The organism is Pseudomonas sp. FP818, from assembly GCF_030687335.1.
In the GTDB taxonomy this organism is placed as follows: Bacteria; Pseudomonadota; Gammaproteobacteria; order Pseudomonadales; family Pseudomonadaceae; genus Aquipseudomonas; species Aquipseudomonas shahriarae.
On record NZ_CP117427.1, the window covers coordinates 4829393 to 4849031 of the forward strand.

At 62.0% G+C, this 19639-nt stretch carries 18 protein-coding genes and 1 other RNA gene; 4 read left to right on the top strand and 15 right to left on the bottom strand.

The window, feature by feature from the left end; translation table 11 throughout:
- Nucleotides 1-10 precede the first annotated feature (10 nt).
- From PSH80_RS21865 to rsmI, 15 genes are all read right to left on the bottom strand, one after another.
- On the bottom strand, nt 11-877 hold the full coding sequence (locus tag PSH80_RS21865) for a cell division protein FtsQ/DivIB (RefSeq protein ID WP_057438185.1): 867 nt from the start codon (nt 875-877) through the stop codon (nt 11-13).
- 4 nt (nt 878-881) lie between these two features.
- Nucleotides 882-1865: a D-alanine--D-alanine ligase gene (locus tag PSH80_RS21870; protein WP_057958506.1), complete on the bottom strand. Its 984-nt coding sequence runs from the start codon at nt 1863-1865 to the stop codon at nt 882-884.
- Nucleotides 1862-3313, bottom strand: coding sequence for a UDP-N-acetylmuramate--L-alanine ligase (murC, locus tag PSH80_RS21875; RefSeq protein WP_057958505.1), 1452 nt, complete (start codon nt 3311-3313; stop codon nt 1862-1864). Before murC ends, PSH80_RS21870 begins: the two co-directional genes overlap by 4 nt.
- Nucleotides 3306-4376: an undecaprenyldiphospho-muramoylpentapeptide beta-N-acetylglucosaminyltransferase gene (gene murG / locus PSH80_RS21880; RefSeq protein ID WP_057438181.1), complete on the bottom strand. Its 1071-nt coding sequence runs from the start codon at nt 4374-4376 to the stop codon at nt 3306-3308. Before murG ends, murC begins: the two co-directional genes overlap by 8 nt.
- Nucleotides 4366-5589, bottom strand: coding sequence for a putative lipid II flippase FtsW (gene ftsW, locus PSH80_RS21885; RefSeq protein ID WP_057958504.1), 1224 nt, complete (start codon nt 5587-5589; stop codon nt 4366-4368). Before ftsW ends, murG begins: the two co-directional genes overlap by 11 nt.
- Nucleotides 5586-6932, bottom strand: a complete 1347-nt coding sequence (gene murD / locus PSH80_RS21890; protein WP_057958503.1) for a UDP-N-acetylmuramoyl-L-alanine--D-glutamate ligase — start codon at nt 6930-6932, stop codon at nt 5586-5588. Before murD ends, ftsW begins: the two co-directional genes overlap by 4 nt.
- Before the next feature lie 6 nt (nt 6933-6938).
- Entirely contained in the window at nt 6939-8021 is a 1083-nt protein-coding gene (mraY, locus tag PSH80_RS21895; protein ID WP_029297824.1) for a phospho-N-acetylmuramoyl-pentapeptide-transferase, read from the bottom strand.
- Nucleotides 8021-9391: a UDP-N-acetylmuramoyl-tripeptide--D-alanyl-D-alanine ligase gene (gene murF / locus PSH80_RS21900; protein WP_120734128.1), complete on the bottom strand. Its 1371-nt coding sequence runs from the start codon at nt 9389-9391 to the stop codon at nt 8021-8023. The genes mraY and murF overlap by 1 nt, the downstream gene beginning before the upstream one ends.
- Entirely contained in the window at nt 9384-10847 is a 1464-nt protein-coding gene (locus tag PSH80_RS21905) for a UDP-N-acetylmuramoyl-L-alanyl-D-glutamate--2,6-diaminopimelate ligase (RefSeq protein ID WP_057438177.1), read from the bottom strand. Before PSH80_RS21905 ends, murF begins: the two co-directional genes overlap by 8 nt.
- Complete coding sequence (locus tag PSH80_RS21910; protein ID WP_162947807.1) at nt 10847-12589, bottom strand: penicillin-binding protein 2; 1743 nt, start codon at nt 12587-12589, stop codon at nt 10847-10849. Before PSH80_RS21910 ends, PSH80_RS21905 begins: the two co-directional genes overlap by 1 nt.
- On the bottom strand, nt 12589-12882 hold the full coding sequence (gene ftsL, locus PSH80_RS21915) for a cell division protein FtsL (protein ID WP_057438173.1): 294 nt from the start codon (nt 12880-12882) through the stop codon (nt 12589-12591). Before ftsL ends, PSH80_RS21910 begins: the two co-directional genes overlap by 1 nt.
- Nucleotides 12879-13826: a 16S rRNA (cytosine(1402)-N(4))-methyltransferase RsmH gene (gene rsmH / locus PSH80_RS21920; RefSeq protein WP_057958499.1), complete on the bottom strand. Its 948-nt coding sequence runs from the start codon at nt 13824-13826 to the stop codon at nt 12879-12881. The genes ftsL and rsmH overlap by 4 nt, the downstream gene beginning before the upstream one ends.
- Nucleotides 13823-14278 (bottom strand): division/cell wall cluster transcriptional repressor MraZ, encoded by a 456-nt coding sequence (mraZ, locus tag PSH80_RS21925; protein ID WP_003171868.1) that lies wholly within the window; start codon nt 14276-14278, stop codon nt 13823-13825. The genes rsmH and mraZ overlap by 4 nt, the downstream gene beginning before the upstream one ends.
- A gap of 354 nt (nt 14279-14632) precedes the next feature.
- An RNA gene (gene rnpB / locus PSH80_RS21930) (RNase P RNA component class A) lies at nt 14633-14986 on the bottom strand.
- A 95-nt stretch (nt 14987-15081) separates the two neighbouring features.
- Nucleotides 15082-15954: a 16S rRNA (cytidine(1402)-2'-O)-methyltransferase gene (gene rsmI, locus PSH80_RS21935; protein WP_057958498.1), complete on the bottom strand. Its 873-nt coding sequence runs from the start codon at nt 15952-15954 to the stop codon at nt 15082-15084.
- Nucleotides 15955-16173: 219 nt separating this feature from the next.
- On the opposite strand from rsmI, the gene PSH80_RS21940 reads away from it, so the two are divergent.
- From PSH80_RS21940 to PSH80_RS21955, 4 genes are all read left to right on the top strand, one after another.
- Entirely contained in the window at nt 16174-17985 is a 1812-nt protein-coding gene (locus PSH80_RS21940; protein WP_120734129.1) for a penicillin-binding protein activator, read from the top strand.
- Nucleotides 17985-18356 (top strand): YraN family protein, encoded by a 372-nt coding sequence (locus PSH80_RS21945; protein WP_081044186.1) that lies wholly within the window; start codon nt 17985-17987, stop codon nt 18354-18356. The genes PSH80_RS21940 and PSH80_RS21945 overlap by 1 nt, the downstream gene beginning before the upstream one ends.
- A 104-nt stretch (nt 18357-18460) precedes the next feature.
- Entirely contained in the window at nt 18461-19054 is a 594-nt protein-coding gene (locus tag PSH80_RS21950; RefSeq protein ID WP_057438165.1) for a phosphoheptose isomerase, read from the top strand.
- The gene (locus PSH80_RS21955; protein ID WP_057958495.1) at nt 19051-19632 is read left to right on the top strand and encodes a BON domain-containing protein; all 582 of its coding nucleotides are present in this window, start codon (nt 19051-19053) and stop codon (nt 19630-19632) included. The genes PSH80_RS21950 and PSH80_RS21955 overlap by 4 nt, the downstream gene beginning before the upstream one ends.
- Nucleotides 19633-19639 lie beyond the last annotated feature (7 nt).

Consider the following 19639-nt stretch of genomic DNA (forward strand, 5'->3'; position numbering starts at 1 on the left):
CTGCCTCTTCTTAATTCTTCGCGACAGCGGGTTGCGCTGCCGTGGGCGCAGCCGGTTCGCGCCAGCTAACGGCCAGGCCGTTGGCGTAACGCAGGTCGATGCTCGCAATGTTCGTAATCTGTTCTTTCAGGGTTTTGTCGTAGATGGCGATAAAGCGGCGCATCTTCTCCACCAAGTGGTCGCGTCCCAGCAACAACTCGATGCCCGGGCCGGAACTGCCTGCCCCGGTGGTCAGGAACCAGCTGCCCCGCTCGCGCAATTCCAGGCGCGCAATGGAGAAGCCCAGTGGCCGCAGCATCTGGCTCAACGCCTGGTACTGCTGCATCACTTGTTGTTGCGCCCGTTGCGGCCCGAACAACTGCGGCAAATGCTCGTAGTTGGCCAGCTCACGCGGGTTGAACGCCTGGCCCTGGTTGTTCAACAGCGCTTCGTCACCCCAACGGGCCACGGGCAGTTGTTCTTCCAGGCGGATCGTCACTTGATCCGGCCACACGCGCCGTACTTCGGCGTGGGCAATCCACGCCATCTGCTCCAGTTCGGCACGCATGCCTGCCAGGTCGATGGTGAAGAAGCTCGCCGCGACAAAAGGCGCGATCCGCTGCTGCACCGCTTGCTGGCTGATGTAGCTCAAGTCGCCCTGCACGCTGATCTTGGTGATGGGGCGGTCGGCATACGGCAACAGGCGCTGCGCACCTTCATAGGTGCCAAAGCCCAACGCCACCAACAGCACCGGCCAGAACAGGGCCTTGAGAAAACCAAAGTTGGCTTTCGGCAGGCGCGCCGACATCGGCTCTTTAGCCACCATTCGACTGGCACCACGCGGCACCGGCTTGCGGCCGGGAGCGGGTGGCTGATGGCGAAGCGATGCGCCTTGCATGGTCTTAACCTCGTGCCTCTTCATTACCGGCCACATTACCGGCCACATAACTGGCGGCCAGGATCGCCAGCACCAACTGCTGGAAGTCCAGGCCGGCTGCGCGTGCAGCCATGGGGACCAGGCTGTGGTCGGTCATGCCCGGTGCGGTGTTGACTTCAAGGAACCAGAAGTTCCCCTGGTCATCCTGCATCACGTCTGCCCGCGCCCAACCGGCGATACCCAACGCCTCACAGGCTTTCGCTGTGAGGTCCATCAATTCCTGCTCTTTGGTTGCATCGAGGCCGCATGGGATCCGGTACTGGGTATCGGAGGCCAGGTACTTGGCGTCGTAGTCGTAAAAGGTATGGGGGGTGCCCAGCGCGATAGGCGGCAATACCTGGTCACGGAGGGTCGCGATGGTGAATTCGGGACCGGAGATCCACTGTTCCACCAACACTTGCGAATCGTAGGTACTTGCCGCTTTCCATGCGTCGATCAATTCGGCGGCCGAGTTCACTTTAGCCATGCCGATACTGGAGCCTTCATGGGCTGGTTTGACGATCAAAGGCAGGCCCAGTTCCTTGGCCGCAGAAATACAATCGTCTTCGCTGCACAAAACGCTGTGACGCGGCGTCGGAATGCCCAGGCTGTGCCACACCTGCTTGGTGCGCAACTTGTCCATGGCCAGTGCCGAGGCAAGGATGCCGCTGCCGGTGTAAGGGATCCCGGCGCACTCCAGCAGGCCCTGCATGCTGCCGTCTTCACCACCACGGCCGTGAAGAATGATGAAGGCGCGGTCGATCTTCTCGGCCTGCAGGCGAGCGAGGAAGTCATCGCCCACGTCGATACCAAAGGCGTTCACACCGGCACTTTGCAGCGCTTGGAGCACAGCATTGCCGGACTTGAGCGACACTTCGCGCTCAGCGCTCTTGCCGCCGAACAGTACCGCCACGCGGCCGAAGTCGGCAGGCGCGATGGTGGAGAACAGGGAGCCGTAGTTGGTGGTCATTTCGACTTCCCCTGGGCAGGCGCGGCAGCAAACAGCGGGCTCGCGAGCAATTTAGGGGCAAGGCCGCCGATATCACCGGCACCCTGGCACAGCAAGATGTCGCCGGCACGCAACAGCGGCTTGACGACCGGCGCCAGGTCCACGCCGCGCTCGATATAGATCGGGTCCAGTTGCCCGCGCTGACGGATGCTGTTGCACAGCTTGCGGCTGTCGGCGCCGGGGATCGGTTCTTCACCGGCCGGGTAGACTTCCATCAACAGCAGCACGTTGGCATCGGCCAATACATTTACGAAATCGTCGTACAGGTCACGGGTGCGGCTGTAGCGGTGCGGCTGGTAGACCATCACCAGGCGACGCTCCGGCCAGCCACCACGCACGGCCTTGATCACGGCCGCGACTTCGGTCGGGTGGTGACCGTAGTCATCCACCAGCATCACGTCGCCGCCGTCTACCGGCAGGTGGCCGTAGACCTGGAAGCGCCGGCCCACACCGGCAAAGCCCGACAGGCCTTCGACGATGGCTTCATCGCTGACGCCCTCATCGGTGGCGATGCAGATGGTCGCCAGGGAATTGAGCACATTGTGGTTGCCCGGCATGTTCACCGAGACGTCCAGCGGCTCGCGATCCGGGCGCAACACGGTAAAGAAGGTCTGCATGCCTTGCTGACGTACATTGATCGCGCGCACGTCGGCGTCTTCGCTGAAGCCATAGGTCACGGTCGGACGCTTGACCAGCGGCAGGATTTCGCGCACTACCGGATCGTCCAGGCACACCACGGCCAAACCGTAGAACGGCAGGTTATGCAGGAACTCGACGAAGGTTTTCTTCAACTTGTTGAAGTCGCCGTCGTAAGTCGCCATATGGTCGGCGTCGATATTGGTGACCACGGCCACCAGCGGCTGCAGGTGCAGGAAGCTGGCATCGCTTTCATCGGCTTCGGCAATCAGGTAACGGCTGGTACCCAGTTGTGCATTGGTACCTGCTGCATTCAGCCGGCCACCGATCACGAAGGTCGGGTCCAGGCCGCCGGCGGCAAATACCGAAGCGATCAGGCTGGTGGTGGTGGTCTTGCCGTGGGTACCGGCGACGGCGATGCCGTGACGGTAACGCATCAGCTCGGCCAGCATCTCGGCGCGGGGCACCACGGGAATACGGCGTTCAAGGGCGGTGGCCACTTCCGGGTTGGAGGTGTTCACGGCACTGGAGACCACCAGTACATCGGCCTGCGCGGCGTTCTCGGCACGGTGGCCGATAAAGATCTGTGCGCCAAACGATTCCAGGCGCTCGGTGACCGGCGAGGTCTTGAGGTCGGAGCCGGAGACCTGGTAACCCAGGTTCAGCAACACCTCGGCGATCCCGCACATGCCCACGCCGCCGATACCGACGAAGTGGATGCGACGGATACGGCGCATTTCCGGTTGCGGCATGGCTTTTTGATTCTCAACCATGGGCCACCTCCAGGCAGATATCGACCACGCTACGGGTGGCGTCGGGTTTGGCCAGGCGGCTTGCGGTGCTCGCCATGCTGTTCAGTCGTTCGGGTTGCATCAAAACCTCAGTCAGGCGTGCGGCCAGATCGGCGGCGCCAGTCGTTCTTTGCGGCAGCAGGAAGGCAGCGCCCTCCCCGGCCAAATATTCGGCGTTGCGGGTCTGGTGATCGTCGATCGCATGGGGCAAAGGCACCAGCAAGGACGGCAGACCGGCAGCAGCCAGTTCACTGACGGTCAACGCACCTGCGCGACAGACCACCAGGTCGGCCCAGCCATAGGCATGGGCCATGTCTTTGATAAAAGGCTCTACAGTCGCCTCGACACCGGCCTCGCGATAGCGGGCGGCAGTCACTTCATCGTGGTTCTTGCCTGCCTGATGGAAAATCTCGGGACGCAGTTCCACAGGCAGTTGCGCCAGCGCCTCCGGCAGCAGCTTGTTCAGCGGTTCGGCGCCCAGGCTTCCGCCGAGGATCAGCAGGTGCGCCTTGCGCCCGGTCAGGGCCTGGCGGGCAATGTCCATAAACAGCTCGGTACGCACCGGGTTACCGGTGGTGCGGCGCTTGTCCATGGCTGCAAACGTATTCGGGAATGCCTCGCAGACTCGCGCCGCCAATGGCGCCAACAGGCGGTTGGCAGTACCGGCCACAGCGTTCTGCTCGTGGACGATCACCGGCACACCGGCCAATCGCGCGGCCACACCGCCGGGACCGGTGACATAGCCACCAAAGCCCAGCACACACACCGGCTTCAACTCACGGATAACCTTGCGCGCCTGCCACACCGCCTTGAGCAACACGAACGGCGCCTTGAGCAGGGACAATTTGCTTTTGCCGCGCAGGCCGCTGACGTTGATCAGGTGCAGGGGCAAGCCGGCCGCCGGAACCAGTTCATTTTCGATGCCACGGGGCGTACCCAGCCAATGCACGGTGTAGCCGCGGGCCTGGAACTCACGGGCACAGGCCAGCGCCGGGAACACGTGGCCGCCGGTGCCGCCCGCCATGATCAGCACGTTAGCGCCCATGGGTCGGCTCCTCGGCAAAATCGCTCTCGCTGAATTCCATCTCTTCGCTGCCCAAATGGGTTCGACTCTCCCACTCGATACGCAGCAACAAGCCGAGACAGGCACAGCAGATCACCAACGAGCTGCCGCCATAACTGAGGAACGGCAGGGTCAGGCCCTTGGTCGGCAGCAGGCCGACGTTCACACCGATGTTGATCAGGAACTGGCCGATCCACAGGAAGGCCAGGCCGTAAGCCACATAGGCGGCAAAGAATTGTTTGGCTTTCTCCGCCCACAAGCCGATGTACATGGCCCGCACGCAGACGAACACGAACAGCCCGACGGTGGCCAGGGAGCCGACCACGCCCAGCTCTTCGGCGAGTACCGAGAACACGAAGTCGGTATGGGCTTCCGGCAGGTAGAACTGCTTCTGCACGCTGTTGCCAAGGCCCACGCCCAGCCACTCGCCGCGACCGAAGGCGATCAGCGCCTGGGTCAGCTGGTAGCCGGAGCCGAACTGGTCAGACCAGGGGTCGGTAAAGGTGATCAGGCGCGCCATCCGATAGGGTTGCGCCTGCACCAGGATCGTCACGGCCGCCACGGCGAGCCCGACCATCAGGGCAAAGCGGAACAAGCCCACCCCGCCGAGGAACAGCATCGCAGCAGCGGCGCCCATCATCACCACGGTGGCGCCGAAGTCCGGCTCCATCAGCAACAGACCGGCCATGGGCAGCAGCACGATGAATGGCTTGAAGAAGCCCATCCAACTTTCCCGCACTTCTTTCTGACGACGCACCAGGTAGCCCGCGAGGTAAATCACCACGAACACCTTGGCGATTTCCGAAGGCTGCACGTTGAAGGCACCGAAGCCAATCCAGCGCATCGAACCGTTCACCTCACGGCCGATGCCGGGGACGATTACCATCACCAGCAGGCCGAAGGCACCGAGCAGCATCAGCCAACCCAGGCGCTGCCAGGTGGCGATAGGAATCATCATGGTGACGATGCACGCACCGAGGCCGATCACCAGGTAAATCAGGTGGCGGATCATGTGGTACAGGGTGTTACCCGACTGTACGGCGGCCACTTCCGAGGAGGCCGACGTGATCATCACCAGGCCCAGGCCCAGCAGCGCCAGGCAACCGGCGAGCATCGGGAAGTCGAGGTCGATCCCGCGCCCGGTAATGATCGGCGACGGGTACGGCTTGATAATGTTCTTCAGGTCCAGACTCATGCCAAGCCCTCCACGGCACGGGCGAACAATTGGCCGCGCTCTTCGTAGTTCTTGAACATGTCGAAACTGGCGCACGCCGGCGACAGCAGCACGGCATCGCCGGGCTGGGCCAGGGCGCGGCATTGGGCGATGGCGTCGTCCAGGGAGGTGGCGCGCACTTGCGGCACTGCGTCGCCCAGGGCAGCGGCGATCAAGTCGCTGTCACGGCCCATCAGCACCACGGCACGGCAATGAGCAGCCACCGGGCCCTTGAGGTCCTTGAAGTCGGCACCCTTGCCGTCGCCACCGGCGATCAGCAGGAGTTTGCCGTCGATATCGGCACCCAGGCCTTCGATGGCGGCCAGCGCGGCGCCGACATTGGTGGCCTTGGAATCGTTGTAGTAGCACACGCCATCCAGGTCGCGCACCCACTGGCAGCGGTGCTCCAGGCCGGCAAAGGTGCGCAGGCTCGACAACATCGCGTCGAACGGCAAGCCGACCGCATGCCCCAACGCCAGGGCCGCCAGGGCATTGGACTGGTTGTGGGCGCCACGGATCTTCAGTTCACGGACCGGCATCAGGTTCTGGAATTCGAAGGCCAGGTATTTCTCGCCATTCTCTTCACGGATACCAAAGCCCTTGAAATCGGGTTTGCTCAGGCCGAAGGTCCAGCATGGCAGGCCCTCGCCCATCAGCGGACGGCTCAGGGCATCCTGGCGATTGACCACCACTTGCCGCGCACCACGGAAGATCCGGTGCTTGGCCAGGTGATAAGCCGGCAGGCCGCTGTAGCGGTCCATATGGTCTTCGCTGACGTTCAACACGGTGGCCACTTCGGCGCCGAGTTGATCGGTGGTCTCCAGCTGGAAGCTCGACAGCTCCATGACATACAGCTCGATATCGTCGCTGAGCAAATCCAGCGCCGGCGTACCGAGGTTACCGCCCACGGCCACGCGCTTGCCGGCCGCAGCCGCCATTTCGCCGACCAGGGTGGTGACGGTGCTCTTGGCGTTGGAACCGCTGATCGCGACGATGGGCGCCTTGGCGTTACGCGCAAACAGCTCGATATCGCCGGACAACTTCACGCCACGCGCCGCTGCCGCTTGCAGGGCCGGGGTCGCCAGGGCCAGGCCGGGGCTCACGTAGAGCTCGTCGGCACGGCACAGAAACTCGACATCCAACTCGCCACAACGCACTTCCACGTGCGGGTAGTCACGGCGCAGCGTGACCAGCTCCGGTGGATTTTCCCGCGTATCGGCCACGGCAAACGACGTGCCCCGGTTCGCCAGGAAGCGAACCAGGGACATGCCGCTCTTGCCGAGGCCGACAACGATGCGGAAGTGGTCTGAAGCGATCAGGGACACTCGTTTCTACCTCAGTTTCAGGGTGGCAAGGCCAACCAGCACAAGAATCACGGTGATGATCCAGAAACGGACAATCACCCGTGGCTCCGGCCAGCCCTTGAGTTCAAAGTGGTGATGAATCGGCGCCATGCGAAACACGCGGCGACCGGTCAACTTGAAAGATGCAACCTGGATCACCACCGACAGGGTCTCCATCACGAACACGCCGCCCATGATGAACAGGACGATTTCCTGGCGCACGATCACGGCAATGGTGCCCAGGGCAGCGCCCAGCGCCAGGGCGCCGACGTCGCCCATGAACACTTGGGCCGGATAGGTGTTGAACCACAGGAAGCCCAGTCCGGCACCGATCAGCGCGCCGCAGAACACAATCAATTCACCCGCGCCCGGTACATACGGGATCAGCAGGTATTCAGCGAATTTCACGTTACCCGACAGGTAGCAGAAGATGCCCAGGGCGCCGCCCACCATCACCGTCGGCATGATCGCCAGGCCGTCGAGGCCATCGGTCAGGTTGACCGCGTTGCTGGAGCCGACGATCACGAAATAGGTCAACACCACGAAGCCAATGCCCAACGGGATGCTGGCATCCTTGAGCATCGGGAAAATCAGCGTGGTTTCCACCGCGCTTGGCGCAGTCATATAAAGGAAGATCGCCGCGCCCAGGCCGAACACCGATTGCCAGAAATACTTCCAGCGGCTTGGCAGCCCCTTGGAGTTCTTCTCGATTACCTTGCGGTAGTCATCGACCCAGCCGATGGCGCCGAACAGCAGGGTCACCAGCAACACCACCCAGACATAGCGGTTGGCCAGGTCGGCCCAGAGCAAGGTGCTGATGCCGATGGACGACAGGATCAACGCGCCGCCCATGGTCGGTGTGCCGGACTTGGACAAGTGCGACTGCGGGCCGTCATTGCGCACGGACTGGCCGATCTGCAGGTTTTGCAGAGTACGGATCATCCATGGCCCCAGAAACAGCGACAAACACAGCGCGGTCAGCACACCCAGGATCCCGCGCAGGGTCAGGTACTGAAAGACCGCGAAGCCTTTGTGGAACTGTTGCAGATACTCAGCCAGCAGCAGCAGCATTAATGTTTCTCCGTACTTGAGCCACACAAGGCCGCGACGACGTTTTCCATCACCGCGCTGCGCGATCCCTTGATCAAAATGGTTGTGTGTTTGTCTTGTTCGGCTACGCCCAGCGCCTGGATCAACTCGGCCTGGCTCGCGAAGTGCCGCGCGCCCAAACCAAACGCGGCGACGGCGTGGGCCATGTTCGGGCCGACGGCGTAGAAGGCGTCGACCTTGCCACTGGCGTAGGCACCCACTTCGCGGTGGGACTGTTCGGCCCAGTCGCCCAGCTCGGCGATATCACCCAGCACCAGCACCTTGCGACCGTCAAAGCCTTTGAGCAGGTCAATGGCCGCGCAGATCGAGGACTGGTTGGCGTTGTAAGTGTCATCAATCACGCGCATGCCGTTGCTCGCCAGTTGCGCCACGGTGCGCCCCTTGACCGGTTGCACTGCGCCCAGGCCGGTAGCAATGCCGAACAGCGACACGCCCAGGGCGTAGGCAGCGGCGGCGGCGGCCAGGGCGTTGGCAACGTTGTGGTTGCCCAGCAGGTTCAATTGCACGTGCTCATCACCTTGCGGGCTGTGCAGGGTGAAGGCCGGGCAGCCACGGGCATCGAGCGTGATGTTCGAGGCATGGAAGTCCGCCGCGGCGTTGTGCACGGCGAAGCTCAAGACCTTGCGCCCGGCGGCACGTACACGCCAGGTTTCGAAGGCCTTGTCATCGAGGTTCAGGACTGCGGTACCGGAAGCGTCCAGTCCCTCAAGGATTTCACCCTTGGCCTGGACGATCTTCTCGGGGCCACCAAACTCGCCAACGTGGGCAGTGCCCGCGTTGTTGATAATGGCGACGTGCGGCCGGGTCATGGCTACGGTGTAGGCAATTTCGCCAATGCGCGACGCGCCCAGCTCGATCACGGCGGCGGTATGTTCCGGCGCCAGTTCAAGCAGGGTCAGCGGTGCGCCGAAATCGTTGTTCAGGTTGCCACGGGTCGCCAGCACCGGCCCGCGCGTGCGCAGGATACCGGCAAGCAGTTCCTTGACCGTGGTTTTGCCACTGGAGCCGGTGATCGCCGCCACCGGATTGGTGAACGCCGCGCGGTTCAACGCGCCCAATTGACCCAGGGCCAGACGGGTGTCGGCCACCAGCAACTGCGGCAGTGTCGCGTCAGTGACTTCACGCTGCACCAAGGCACCGACCGCGCCTTTGGCGGCCACCTCATTCAAATAGTCATGCCCGTCGAAGCGCGGGCCGGCCAGGGCGACAAACAGTTGCCCCGGCTTGATGTTGCGACTGTCGATACTGACGCCGTCGAAGCTGCAATCGCTCGACAACACACGGGCCGACAAGGCCTGAGTCAGTTCGCTGAACTGCATGGCCTTAAGCATGGGCCACCTCCCACGCGGTCAAGGCGCGATCGGCCTCGACCAGATCGGAGAAGGCATGGCGTTCGCCGTTGATTTCCTGGTAGTCCTCATGGCCTTTACCGGCCAGGACCACCACATCGTCAGCGCTGGCGCTGGCGATCAATTGGGCAATGGCCGCGCCGCGACCGGCGACGAAGCTCACCCGAGAGGCGTCTTGGAAGCCTGCGCGGATATCATCGAAAATCTGGCTTGGCGCTTCGCTGCGCGGGTTGTCGTCAGTCACCAGCACACCATCGGCCAGGCGCTCGACGATCTCGGCCATCAGCGGGCGTTTGCCGCGATCGCGGTCGCCGCCGCAGCCGAACAGGCACAGCAACTTGCCCTTGGCGTGAGGGCGCAGGGCTTCGAGAACTTTTTCCAGGGCATCCGGGGTGTGGGCATAATCGACCACCACCAGCGGCTGCGTCCCGCCCCCCAGGCGCTGCATACGCCCGGCCGGGCCTTCAAGCTTGGGCAATACACGCAGGATTTCGTCCAGGGCGTAATCCAGGCCCAGCAAGGCGCCGATGGCCGCGAGGACGTTGCTCAGGTTAAAGCGACCGAGCAAGGCACTGCGCAAGTGGTGCTCGCCCTGGGGCGTGACCAGCGTCGCGAGTACACCTTCATCATTGAACTGGGCTTCGCGGCAATACAGGTAGGCGCTGGAGTCTTCCAGGCTGTAGCTGATCAGGCGCGCTTCGCTTTTTTCTGCGGCCAGTTGGCGCCCGAATGCATCATCGAGGTTCACGACGCGGCACTTCAGATCGGTCCAGCCGAACAGCTTGGCCTTGGCGGCGGCGTACGCCTCCATGCTGCCGTGGTAGTCCAGGTGGTCGCGGGACAGGTTGGTCATCACTGCCACGTCGAACGCCAGGGCGGTGACCCGGCCCTGGTCCAGGCCATGGGACGACACTTCCATGGCCACGGCCTTGGCCCCGGCCTTTTTCAAGTCGGCCAGGGTCGCCTGCACGGCAATCGGGTTCGGTGTGGTATGCAGTCCGCTTTGCAGCGCGCCATAGAAACCGGTGCCCAGGGTGCCAACGATGCCGCAGTGCTGGCCCAGCAGATCCAGCGCCTGGGCCACCAACTGGGTGACACTGGTCTTGCCGTTGGTGCCGGTGACGCCAATCAGGTTGAGCTGGCGGCTCGGGTCGCCATAAAAACGCCCGGCGATATCCGACAACTGCGCCGCCAGGCCCTTGACCGGAATCAACGGCACATCGGTAATCGGTAATACAGTGGCGCCTTCGACTTCGTAGGCCACCGCCGCCGCGCCGCGCTGCAGGGCGTCGGCGATATGGGCACGACCATCGAACTTGCCGCCCGGCACAGCCAGGAACAGGTCGCCAGCACGTACGTTACGGCTGTCCAGACTCAGTTCGCGAATCAACAGATCGCGGCCAGCGTGGGCGAAAATCTTGTTCAGGCTAAGAGACATCAGCCGCGCCCTCCATTGGCTTTTACAGCAGCGACCGGTGGTCCGGCGTTGGCTTGTTGGGTCGGCGGCAGGTTGTCCGGCGTGATGTTCATCAAACGCAGGGTGCCGGACATGACTTTGCTGAATACGGGGGCCGAGACCAGGCCACCGAAGTAGCCGGCTTTGCTCGGCTCATCAATGACCACGACGATGGCGTAACGCGGATCGCTCATCGGGCCGAAGCCAGCGAACAGCGAGCGGTAGGAGTTTTCGGCATAGCCCTTGGTGCCCACCGACGTCTTCCGTGCGGTACCGGACTTGCCGGCCACGTGATAGGCCGGGACCTGGGCACGGAACACGCCGCGTGGCGCCTCGATCACTTGTTGCAGCATGGTCTGCATGGTCTTGGCGACGTTTTCCGGGATGACCTGTTCGGATTTCGGCGCTTCGTCCAGGTGGATCAGGCTCAACGGCGTCATGCGGCCATTGTTGGCCAGCACGGAAAAGGCGTGGGCCAGTTGGATCGCGGTCACCGACAGGCCATAGCCATAGGACAGGGTCGCGGTCTCGGCCTTGCGCCACTCACGGTAGTTGGGCAGGTTGCCGACGCGCTCGCCCGGGAAGTCCAGGCCGGTAGGCTGGCCCAGGCCGATCCTCTGCGCCAGGTGGTAGATGTTTTCGCCGCCGATATCAAAGGCGATTTTACTCATGCCGACGTTACTGGAGTTGATCAGGATGCCGGTCAGGTCCAGCACCGGGCCTTCGCTGCGGGACACGTCGCGAATGGTGTATTTGCCCAACTGCAGGGTGCCCGGATAGACCTCGACCTTGTCGGTCGGCTTCCAGCGCCCGGATTCCAGGGCCGCACTCATGGAGATGGCTTTCATGGTCGAACCCGGCTCGAACACGTCGATCATCGCGCGATTGCGCATCATCGCCGGTTGCAGGTTGCGACGGTTGTTCGGGTTGTAGGTCGGCTGGTTGACCATGGCGAGGATCTCGCCGGTCTTCACGTCCATGATCACCAGACTGCCGGCCTTGGCGCCGTTCTCGATGATCGCATTGCGCAGCTCGCGGTTGGCCAGGTACTGCAGGCGCAAGTCAATCGACAACGCCAAGGGCTTACCGGCCTTGGCGTTTTTGGTGACCTGGACATCCTTGATCAGTCTGCCGCGCCGATCCTTGATGACCTGCCGCTTGCCGGGAACCCCGGCCAGCCACTCGTCGTAGGCCAGCTCCACCCCTTCGCGGCCATGGTCATCAATGTCGGTGAAGCCGACCATGTGGGCAGTGGTCTCGCCGGCCGGGTAGAAACGCCGAAATTCCTCGATGCCGTAGACACCGGGGATTTTCAGGTCGAGCACGCCTTGACCCTGTTCCGGGGTCAGGCCGCGAACCAGATAGATGAATTCTTTGCTGGCCTGGGCTTCAAGACGCTCTTTAAGGGCCTTGGGATCCTGGCCGAGGGCGTGGGCCAGCTCGGTCCATTTGTCCTTGAACCCTTGCAGTTCCTTGGCGTTGGCCCACAGCGTAGTCACCGGTGTACTGACAGCCAGGGGTTCACCGTTACGGTCGGTGATCAGCCCGCGGTGCGCAGGAATCGGGATATGACGCAGGCTGCGGGCATCGCCCTGGCCGATCAGGAAGTCGCGATCCACCACTTGCAGGTCGACGATGCGCCAGACAATCGCACCCACCATCAACGCGAGCAAGCCCAGCACGACGCGGAAGCGCCACGGGTAGAGTGCGCCTTCGAGTTTCATCATGGCGCCACCATGCGGACTTCCGCCGCGCCAGGAATGTGCATCTTCAGCTGTTCGGAGGCCAGCACTTCGATGCGGCTATGGGCCGTCCAGGTGCTTTGTTCAAGAATCAACCGGCCCCACTCCGCCTGGGCCTTGTCGCGCACACTCAATTCGCCGTACAGGCTATTGAGCAGCTGACGGTTCCAGTGGGCGCTGTAGGACACCGCAATTGCAGACACCAGTACGCCGACGTACAGCAGCATCATAAAGAAGCTGCCGCCCGGCAGGGGCTTGGCGAAAAGCTTGCTCACCGCAACTTCTCCGCAACACGCATGACGGCGCTGCGAGCACGTGGGTTGGCCTTGAGTTCGGCTTCGGAAGCGAACTGCGCTTTGCCATGGATTTTGATTTTCGGCACAAAGGCTTCGAAACGTACCGGCAGGTTGCGCGGCAGGTTGTCGGTTTCGCCCTTGACCAGACGACGCATGAACAGTTTGACGATGCGGTCTTCCAGGGAGTGGAAGCTGATCACCACCAGACGACCGCCCACTTCCAGGGACTCCAGGGCAGCCTCGAGGCCAGCCTCCAGGTCGCCCAGTTCGTTGTTGACGTGAATGCGCAGGCCCTGGAATGCACGGGTCGCAGGGTTCTTGCCCTTCTCCCATGCCGGGTTGGCGACTTTCAGCACTTCGGCCAGGTCGGCGGTGCGTTCGAACGGCTGGATTTCCCGGCGCTCTACCACGGCACGGGCCATGCGGCCGGCGAAACGCTCTTCGCCGTATTCCTTGAATACGCGGGTGATTTCTTCGTGGGGCGCGGTGGCGATGAACTGCGCGGCGCTGATGCCACGGCTCGGGTCCATGCGCATGTCCAGCGGACCATCATTCATGAAACTGAAACCGCGCTCAGGGTCGTCCAACTGCGGCGACGACACGCCCAGGTCCAGCAAAACCCCGGCCACCTTGCCCGCCATGCCCCGCTCGGCGACTTCCGCGCCCAACTCGGCAAAGCTGCGCTGCACAACGACAAAGCGGCCGTCTTCGGCCGCTAGCGCTTGCCCGGTGGCAATCGCCTGGGGATCCTTGTCGAACCCGAGGAGTTTGCCCTCCGGGCCAAGCTGGCGGAGGATCAACCGGCTATGCCCGCCGCGCCCGAACGTGCCATCCAGATAGCAGCCATCAGGGCGCACGGCGAGAGCCTCGACGGCTTCGTCAAGCAGCACGGTGATGTGGTTAAAGCCGCTATCAATAGTCACAGGATCAAATCACGCAGTTCATCAGGCATGGCGCCCGGTTGTTGAATAGCAGCCAGGTCAGCTGCAGACACAGCATCCCAGGCATCTTCGTCCCACAATTGGAACTTGTTCAGTTGGCCTACCAGCATCGCGCGCTTATCCAGCTTGGCGTATTCGCGCAGACGCGGTGGAACCAGGAAACGACCACTGCCATCGAGTTCGAGGTCGACGGCATTACCAATCAGCAGGCGTTGCAAACGGCGGTTTTCTTCACGCAACGAAGGCAGAGCGCGCAACTTGGTTTCAATCAACTCCCACTCATCGAGGGGGTAAACACACAAACAAGGGTCAACGGCATCAATCGTGATGATTAACTGCCCGGAACTTCGCGAAATGAGCTCGTCACGATACCGGCTCGGCATGGCGAGACGGCCTTTTGCATCGAGACTGATAGCGTTAGCTCCGCGAAACACAGGTGCGTTTCTCCAAATTTTAGCGTTTTACGTTCAAAAAACCCACTTTGTGCCACTTTCCGCCACTTGCGCACACTATAGGAATGCGCCTACCACACCGTCAAGGCGCGGATTAAAGGAAAAGCCTTACAGAACGGAGATTTAGGAGCGTAAAAGGAGGAGAAACGAGAGTTCGACGATGTTTTTGACTCAACAAACGCAAATAGCTCAAAGAGCTAGAGCTTGAACTTAAAGTAATTTATTAAGAGTAAGATTTTTTCGGTATTACGAAGACGCATCTGCCAATGATTTGGCAGGGAGGGATTCTTGCGCTACTACCTGGTTTCTGCCCGAGACTCGTGCAGAGGGAAAAAGGTGGAGAGTCGATCTATAAGCCGGGTTCTGTCTTGAACAGTCATTCGTCTACGATGGCCATCACTGGACATCTTTAGCAACCTACCCGGTTCCAGCGCGGGCCACGCCTTGGAACCCTATTTGGTCTTGCTCCAAGTGGGGTTTACCTAGCCACGAACTGTTGCCAGTCGCGCGGTGCGCTCTTACCGCACCTTTTCACCCTTACCGGCACCGAAGTGCTTAGGCGGTTATTTTCTGTGGCACTTTCCGTAGGCTCACGCCCCCCAGGCATTACCTGGCACTTCGCCCTATGGAGCCCGGACTTTCCTCCCCCCCCTAATTTTCATAGAGGGCAGCGACTGTCCAATCGACTCTCCGCCGCGAAGGTTAACGGCACGGCGGCCTTAGAACAAGTATTAAAAGACAGCATTGCCATCATGTTCCGACGCCGTGCAGGTTAAACCCTGGAACTATTCGCTCTTTTGCTTATCAAGCGCGGCCTGATACAGCACGTTCTTGCGCACACCGGTGATTTCTGCGGCCAGGGCTGCGGCGCGCTTGAGTGGCATTTCCTTGAGCAGCAGGTCCAGCACGCGCATGGCTTCACTGCCCACGGCATCTTCAGTCTCTGGCGCGGCCCAGCCCGCGACCAGCACGACGCATTCGCCACGCTGCTGATTGCTGTCACCCTCGACAAACGCGCGCAGCTCTTCCAGCGGCAGGCCCTTGAGGGTTTCAAAAGTCTTGGTCAGCTCCCGTGCCAGCAAGGCCAGGCGTTCGCCACCGAAGACCAGCTCCATATCTTGCAGGCACTCGAGGATACGGTGCGGCGCCTCGTAGAAGATCAGGGTGCGCGGCTCTTCCTTTAACAGTTCCAGACGCGCCCGGCGCCCCACGGCCTTGGCCGGCAGGAAACCTTCGAAGATAAAGCGGTCGGACGGCAAGCCCGCGGCTGACAAGGCGGCAATCAACGCACACGCCCCGGGAACCGGGACTATATTGATGCCCGCCGCCCGGGCCTGACGGACCAGGTGGTAACCAGGGTCGGAGATCAATGGCGTACCGGCATCGGAAATCAACGCCACGTCATCGCCCGCGAGCAGGCGGGTAATAAAGCGACTGCCCTCGTCACGCTCATTATGCTCATGGCAGGCCGCCAGGGGCGTGGTGATGCCAAAGTGCTGCATCAGGCGCAGCGAGTGCCGGGTGTCTTCCGCCGCAATCAACTTGGCTTCGCGCAACACTTTCAGCGCCCGTGCGCTGATGTCGTCCAGGTTGCCAATGGGCGTCGCCACCACAAAAAGCGAGCCAGCAGTGGAATTCAAAGGACCTGGAGCAGTCAAAGCGCACACCTCAAAGATTGGCAAAAGCCATATTGTAGCGCGTAGACGTCAAGAAAATGCGCCAACGGGGTCGTGTCCATCGGGTCTGTTTGCTGCGGTTACTGACGCCCTGCAACATTTAAACGATCTAAATAGACGGTTTCACGCCAGTAACATCGCGCCCGGGCCAGTGCTTGGGTACAATTCCACGCTAATTTGATCGGTATCAGGAACACTTACATGATCGCTTGCCTGCGGCTGTTCTCCGCCCTTTGCCTGGCTGCCCTGTTGGCGGCTTGCGCAAGCTCGCCCTCGTCAAGCCTTGGCGAACTCCCACGGACCCCGGATGCCACCATCGAGCAACTGCTCGAACAGGCGACTTCGGCCAAGACTCCAGAAAAAGCTGCACTGCTGCGCCTGAGCGCAGCGGACATGGCCTTCCACCAGAACAATCCTGGGCGCTCCGCGCAGATCCTCGCGCAAGTGCCGCTGGACAGCCTCAAGCCGGCCGCCCAGGTCTTCGCCAGCACCTTGACTGCAGAACTGGCCATGGGCCGCAACCAGCCCAAGGCTGCGTTGACCGCGCTGAGCCATCCGAGCCTGCAAAACCTCAAGGAGTTGCCGCCGGAACAACAGATCCGCACTGGCAGCGTGCATGCCCGCGCCTATGAAGCCGACGGCCAGACCCTGGCCGCCGCCCGCGAACGCGTGGCCATGGCCCCGTTGCTGACGGGCGATGCTGCCGCCAGCAACCACGAAGCCATCTGGAGCCTGATTGCCGCCGTACCTGGCGAGCAGTTGCAGGCCAGCGGCAATCCGGTCCTCGACGGCTGGATCAGCCTGGCCCAGGCCGTGAAGAACGCCGGCACCCTGGAGCAGCAGCAAGCCGCCATCGACACCTGGCGCGTGCAGAACCCTGCGCACCCGGCGGCGGTGCAACTGCCGACGCCGCTGACCAAGCTCAAGGAACTGGCCAGCCAGCCGCTGAATAAAATCGCCCTGCTCTTACCGCAGCAAGGCCCGCTGGCCAGCGTGGCCAGGGCCCTGCGCGAAGGTTTCATGGCCGCGCACTACCAAGCGCAACAGGCCGGGCAGAAGCCACCTGTCATCGAGTTCTATGACAGCTCGCGCGTCAGCTCCATCGATGAGTTCTACAAAAAGGCCCAGGCTGATGGCGTGCAACTGGTGATCGGCCCGCTGGAGAAGCCGCTGGTCAAGCAACTCAGCGCCCGCTCGCAACTGCCCATCACCACCCTGGCCCTGAACTACAGCGAGGGCGACCAAGCCCCTGCGCAACTGTTCCAGTTCGGCCTGGCTGCCGAGGACGAAGCCCGTGAAGTGTCGCGCCGTGCCCGCGCCGATGGCCTGCACCGCGCAGCGGCCATGGTGCCGAAAGGCGAATGGGGCGACCGTGTGCTCAAGGCCTTCCGCCAGGACTGGGAAGCCAACGGCGGCACCCTGATCGGTGTCGAACATGTCGACCAGCCTGTGGCCCTCGCCCAGCAGATCGCCGACCTGTTCAAGCTGCGCCAGAGCGAAGGCCGCGCCAAGAGCCTGCAAAGCACAGTCGGCACTGACATCGCGGCACAGCCATCGCGTCGCCAGGATATCGAGTTCATCTTCCTCGCCGTGACACCGCAACAGGCCCAACAGATCAAGCCGACGCTGAACTTCCAATACGCGGGCGATGTGCCGGTATATGCCACTTCCCACGTGTTCAGTGCCAGTGGCGACAAGAACCAGTACAACGACATGAACGGCATTATGTTCTGCGAAACGCCGTGGCTGCTCAACACCACCGACCCGCTGCGCAATCAGGTTGCTACACAATGGCCACAAGCCAATGGCAGCCTGGGCCGCCTCTATGCGATGGGTGTGGACGCCTACCGCCTGGCGCCACGCCTGGGTCAACTCAAGGCGCTGCCCGACACCCGCATCGACGGCCATTCCGGCAACCTGGGCATGAGCCCGAGCCAACGGATCGAACGCCAGATGCCGTGGGCCAAGTTTGTCAGTGGCCAGATCGAACGCTTGCCCGATACCCCGCGCTGATGCCCCCACGCTCCAGCGCAAAAACCGGCAAGGATGCCGAACAACAAGCACTTGAACACTTGCAGCGACAAGGTCTGCGCCTGCTGGCGCAGAACTGGTTGTGTAAACGCGGCGAGCTTGATCTGGTCATGCTTGACGGCGATACAGTAGTATTTGTCGAAGTCCGCTACAGAAAATACGCACAATGGGGTGGTGCGCTCGCCAGTATCGACGAGCGCAAACGTCAAAAGCTGATACTCGCCGCGCAGTTTTTCCTGCTCAGTGAACGTCGCTGGGCCGACTCCCCCTGCCGTTTCGATGTGGTTGCCATAGAAAGCAGCCCCCACGGAACCGCTGGTCTGAACTGGCTGCGCAACGCCTTCGACGGCTGAGCGCCACCGGCACAGATCGGACATCTTCACCGCACACTTTTGCTCTTTGCTTTGCGGGCTGCACATTCGTGTGCCATACAGCCGCGCTACTTAAGGTCACACAGATGGACATGCAATCCCGAATTCGCCAGCTTTTCCAGGCCAGTATCGATACCAAGCAACAGGCGATGGACGTACTTGCACCGCACATCGAGCAAGCCAGCCAGGTCATGGTCAACGCCCTGCTCAACGAAGGCAAAATGCTTTCGTGCGGCAACGGCGGTTCGGCCGGCGACGCCCAGCACTTCTCCTCCGAGCTGCTCAACCGCTTTGAGCGCGAGCGGCCGAGCCTGCCGGCTATCGCCTTGACTACCGATTCGTCGACGATTACCTCGATCGCCAACGACTACAGCTACAACGAAATCTTTTCCAAACAAATCCGTGCCCTCGGCCAACCGGGCGATGTGCTGCTGGCGATTTCCACCAGCGGCAACTCGGCAAACATTATTCAAGCGATCCAGGCCGCACATGATCGCGAAATGATTGTCGTAGCATTGACCGGGCGCGACGGTGGCGGCATGGCTTCACTGCTGCTGCCCGAAGACGTGGAGATCCGCGTCCCGGCCCATGTCACTGCACGTATTCAGGAAGTCCATCTGCTGACGATCCACTGCCTGTGCGATCTGATCGACAGCCAACTGTTCGGGAGTGAAGAATGACCGTTAACCGCCTCAGCCTTATGGCCATCACGCTGTGCCTCGCTATCAGCGGCTGCACCTCGGCCATCACCGCGACCCGCGACTCCCCTATCCAGGACGACCGCGGCACGCGCACCTTTGGCAGCAAGATCGATGACTCGCTGATCGAGACCAAGGTCGGCGTCAACGTCGCCAAGGCCGCCACCGACCTGGGTAACGGCGCATCGCGCATCGTCGTGACCAGCTTCAACGGCATCGTGCTGCTCGCCGGGCAAACCCCGCGCGCCGACCTCAAGACCCAGGCCGAGCAAGCTGCTTCGACCGTGCAACGGGTCAAGAAAGTCCATAACGAATTGCAGGTCGCACAACCCATCACCCTGCTGGCAATCAGCAATGATGCTGTGCTGACCACCAAGATCAAGGCGCAGATGCTCACCGACAGCGCGATCCCCGGCTCGCGGATCAAGGTGGTGACTGACAACGGCATCGTCTACCTGATGGGCCTGCTGACCCAGCAGGAAGCCACCCGCGCCACCAACCTGGTCCAGGGTGTGTCCGGGGTACAGAAAATTGTGAAGCTGTTCGAATACATCGACTGATGTAATC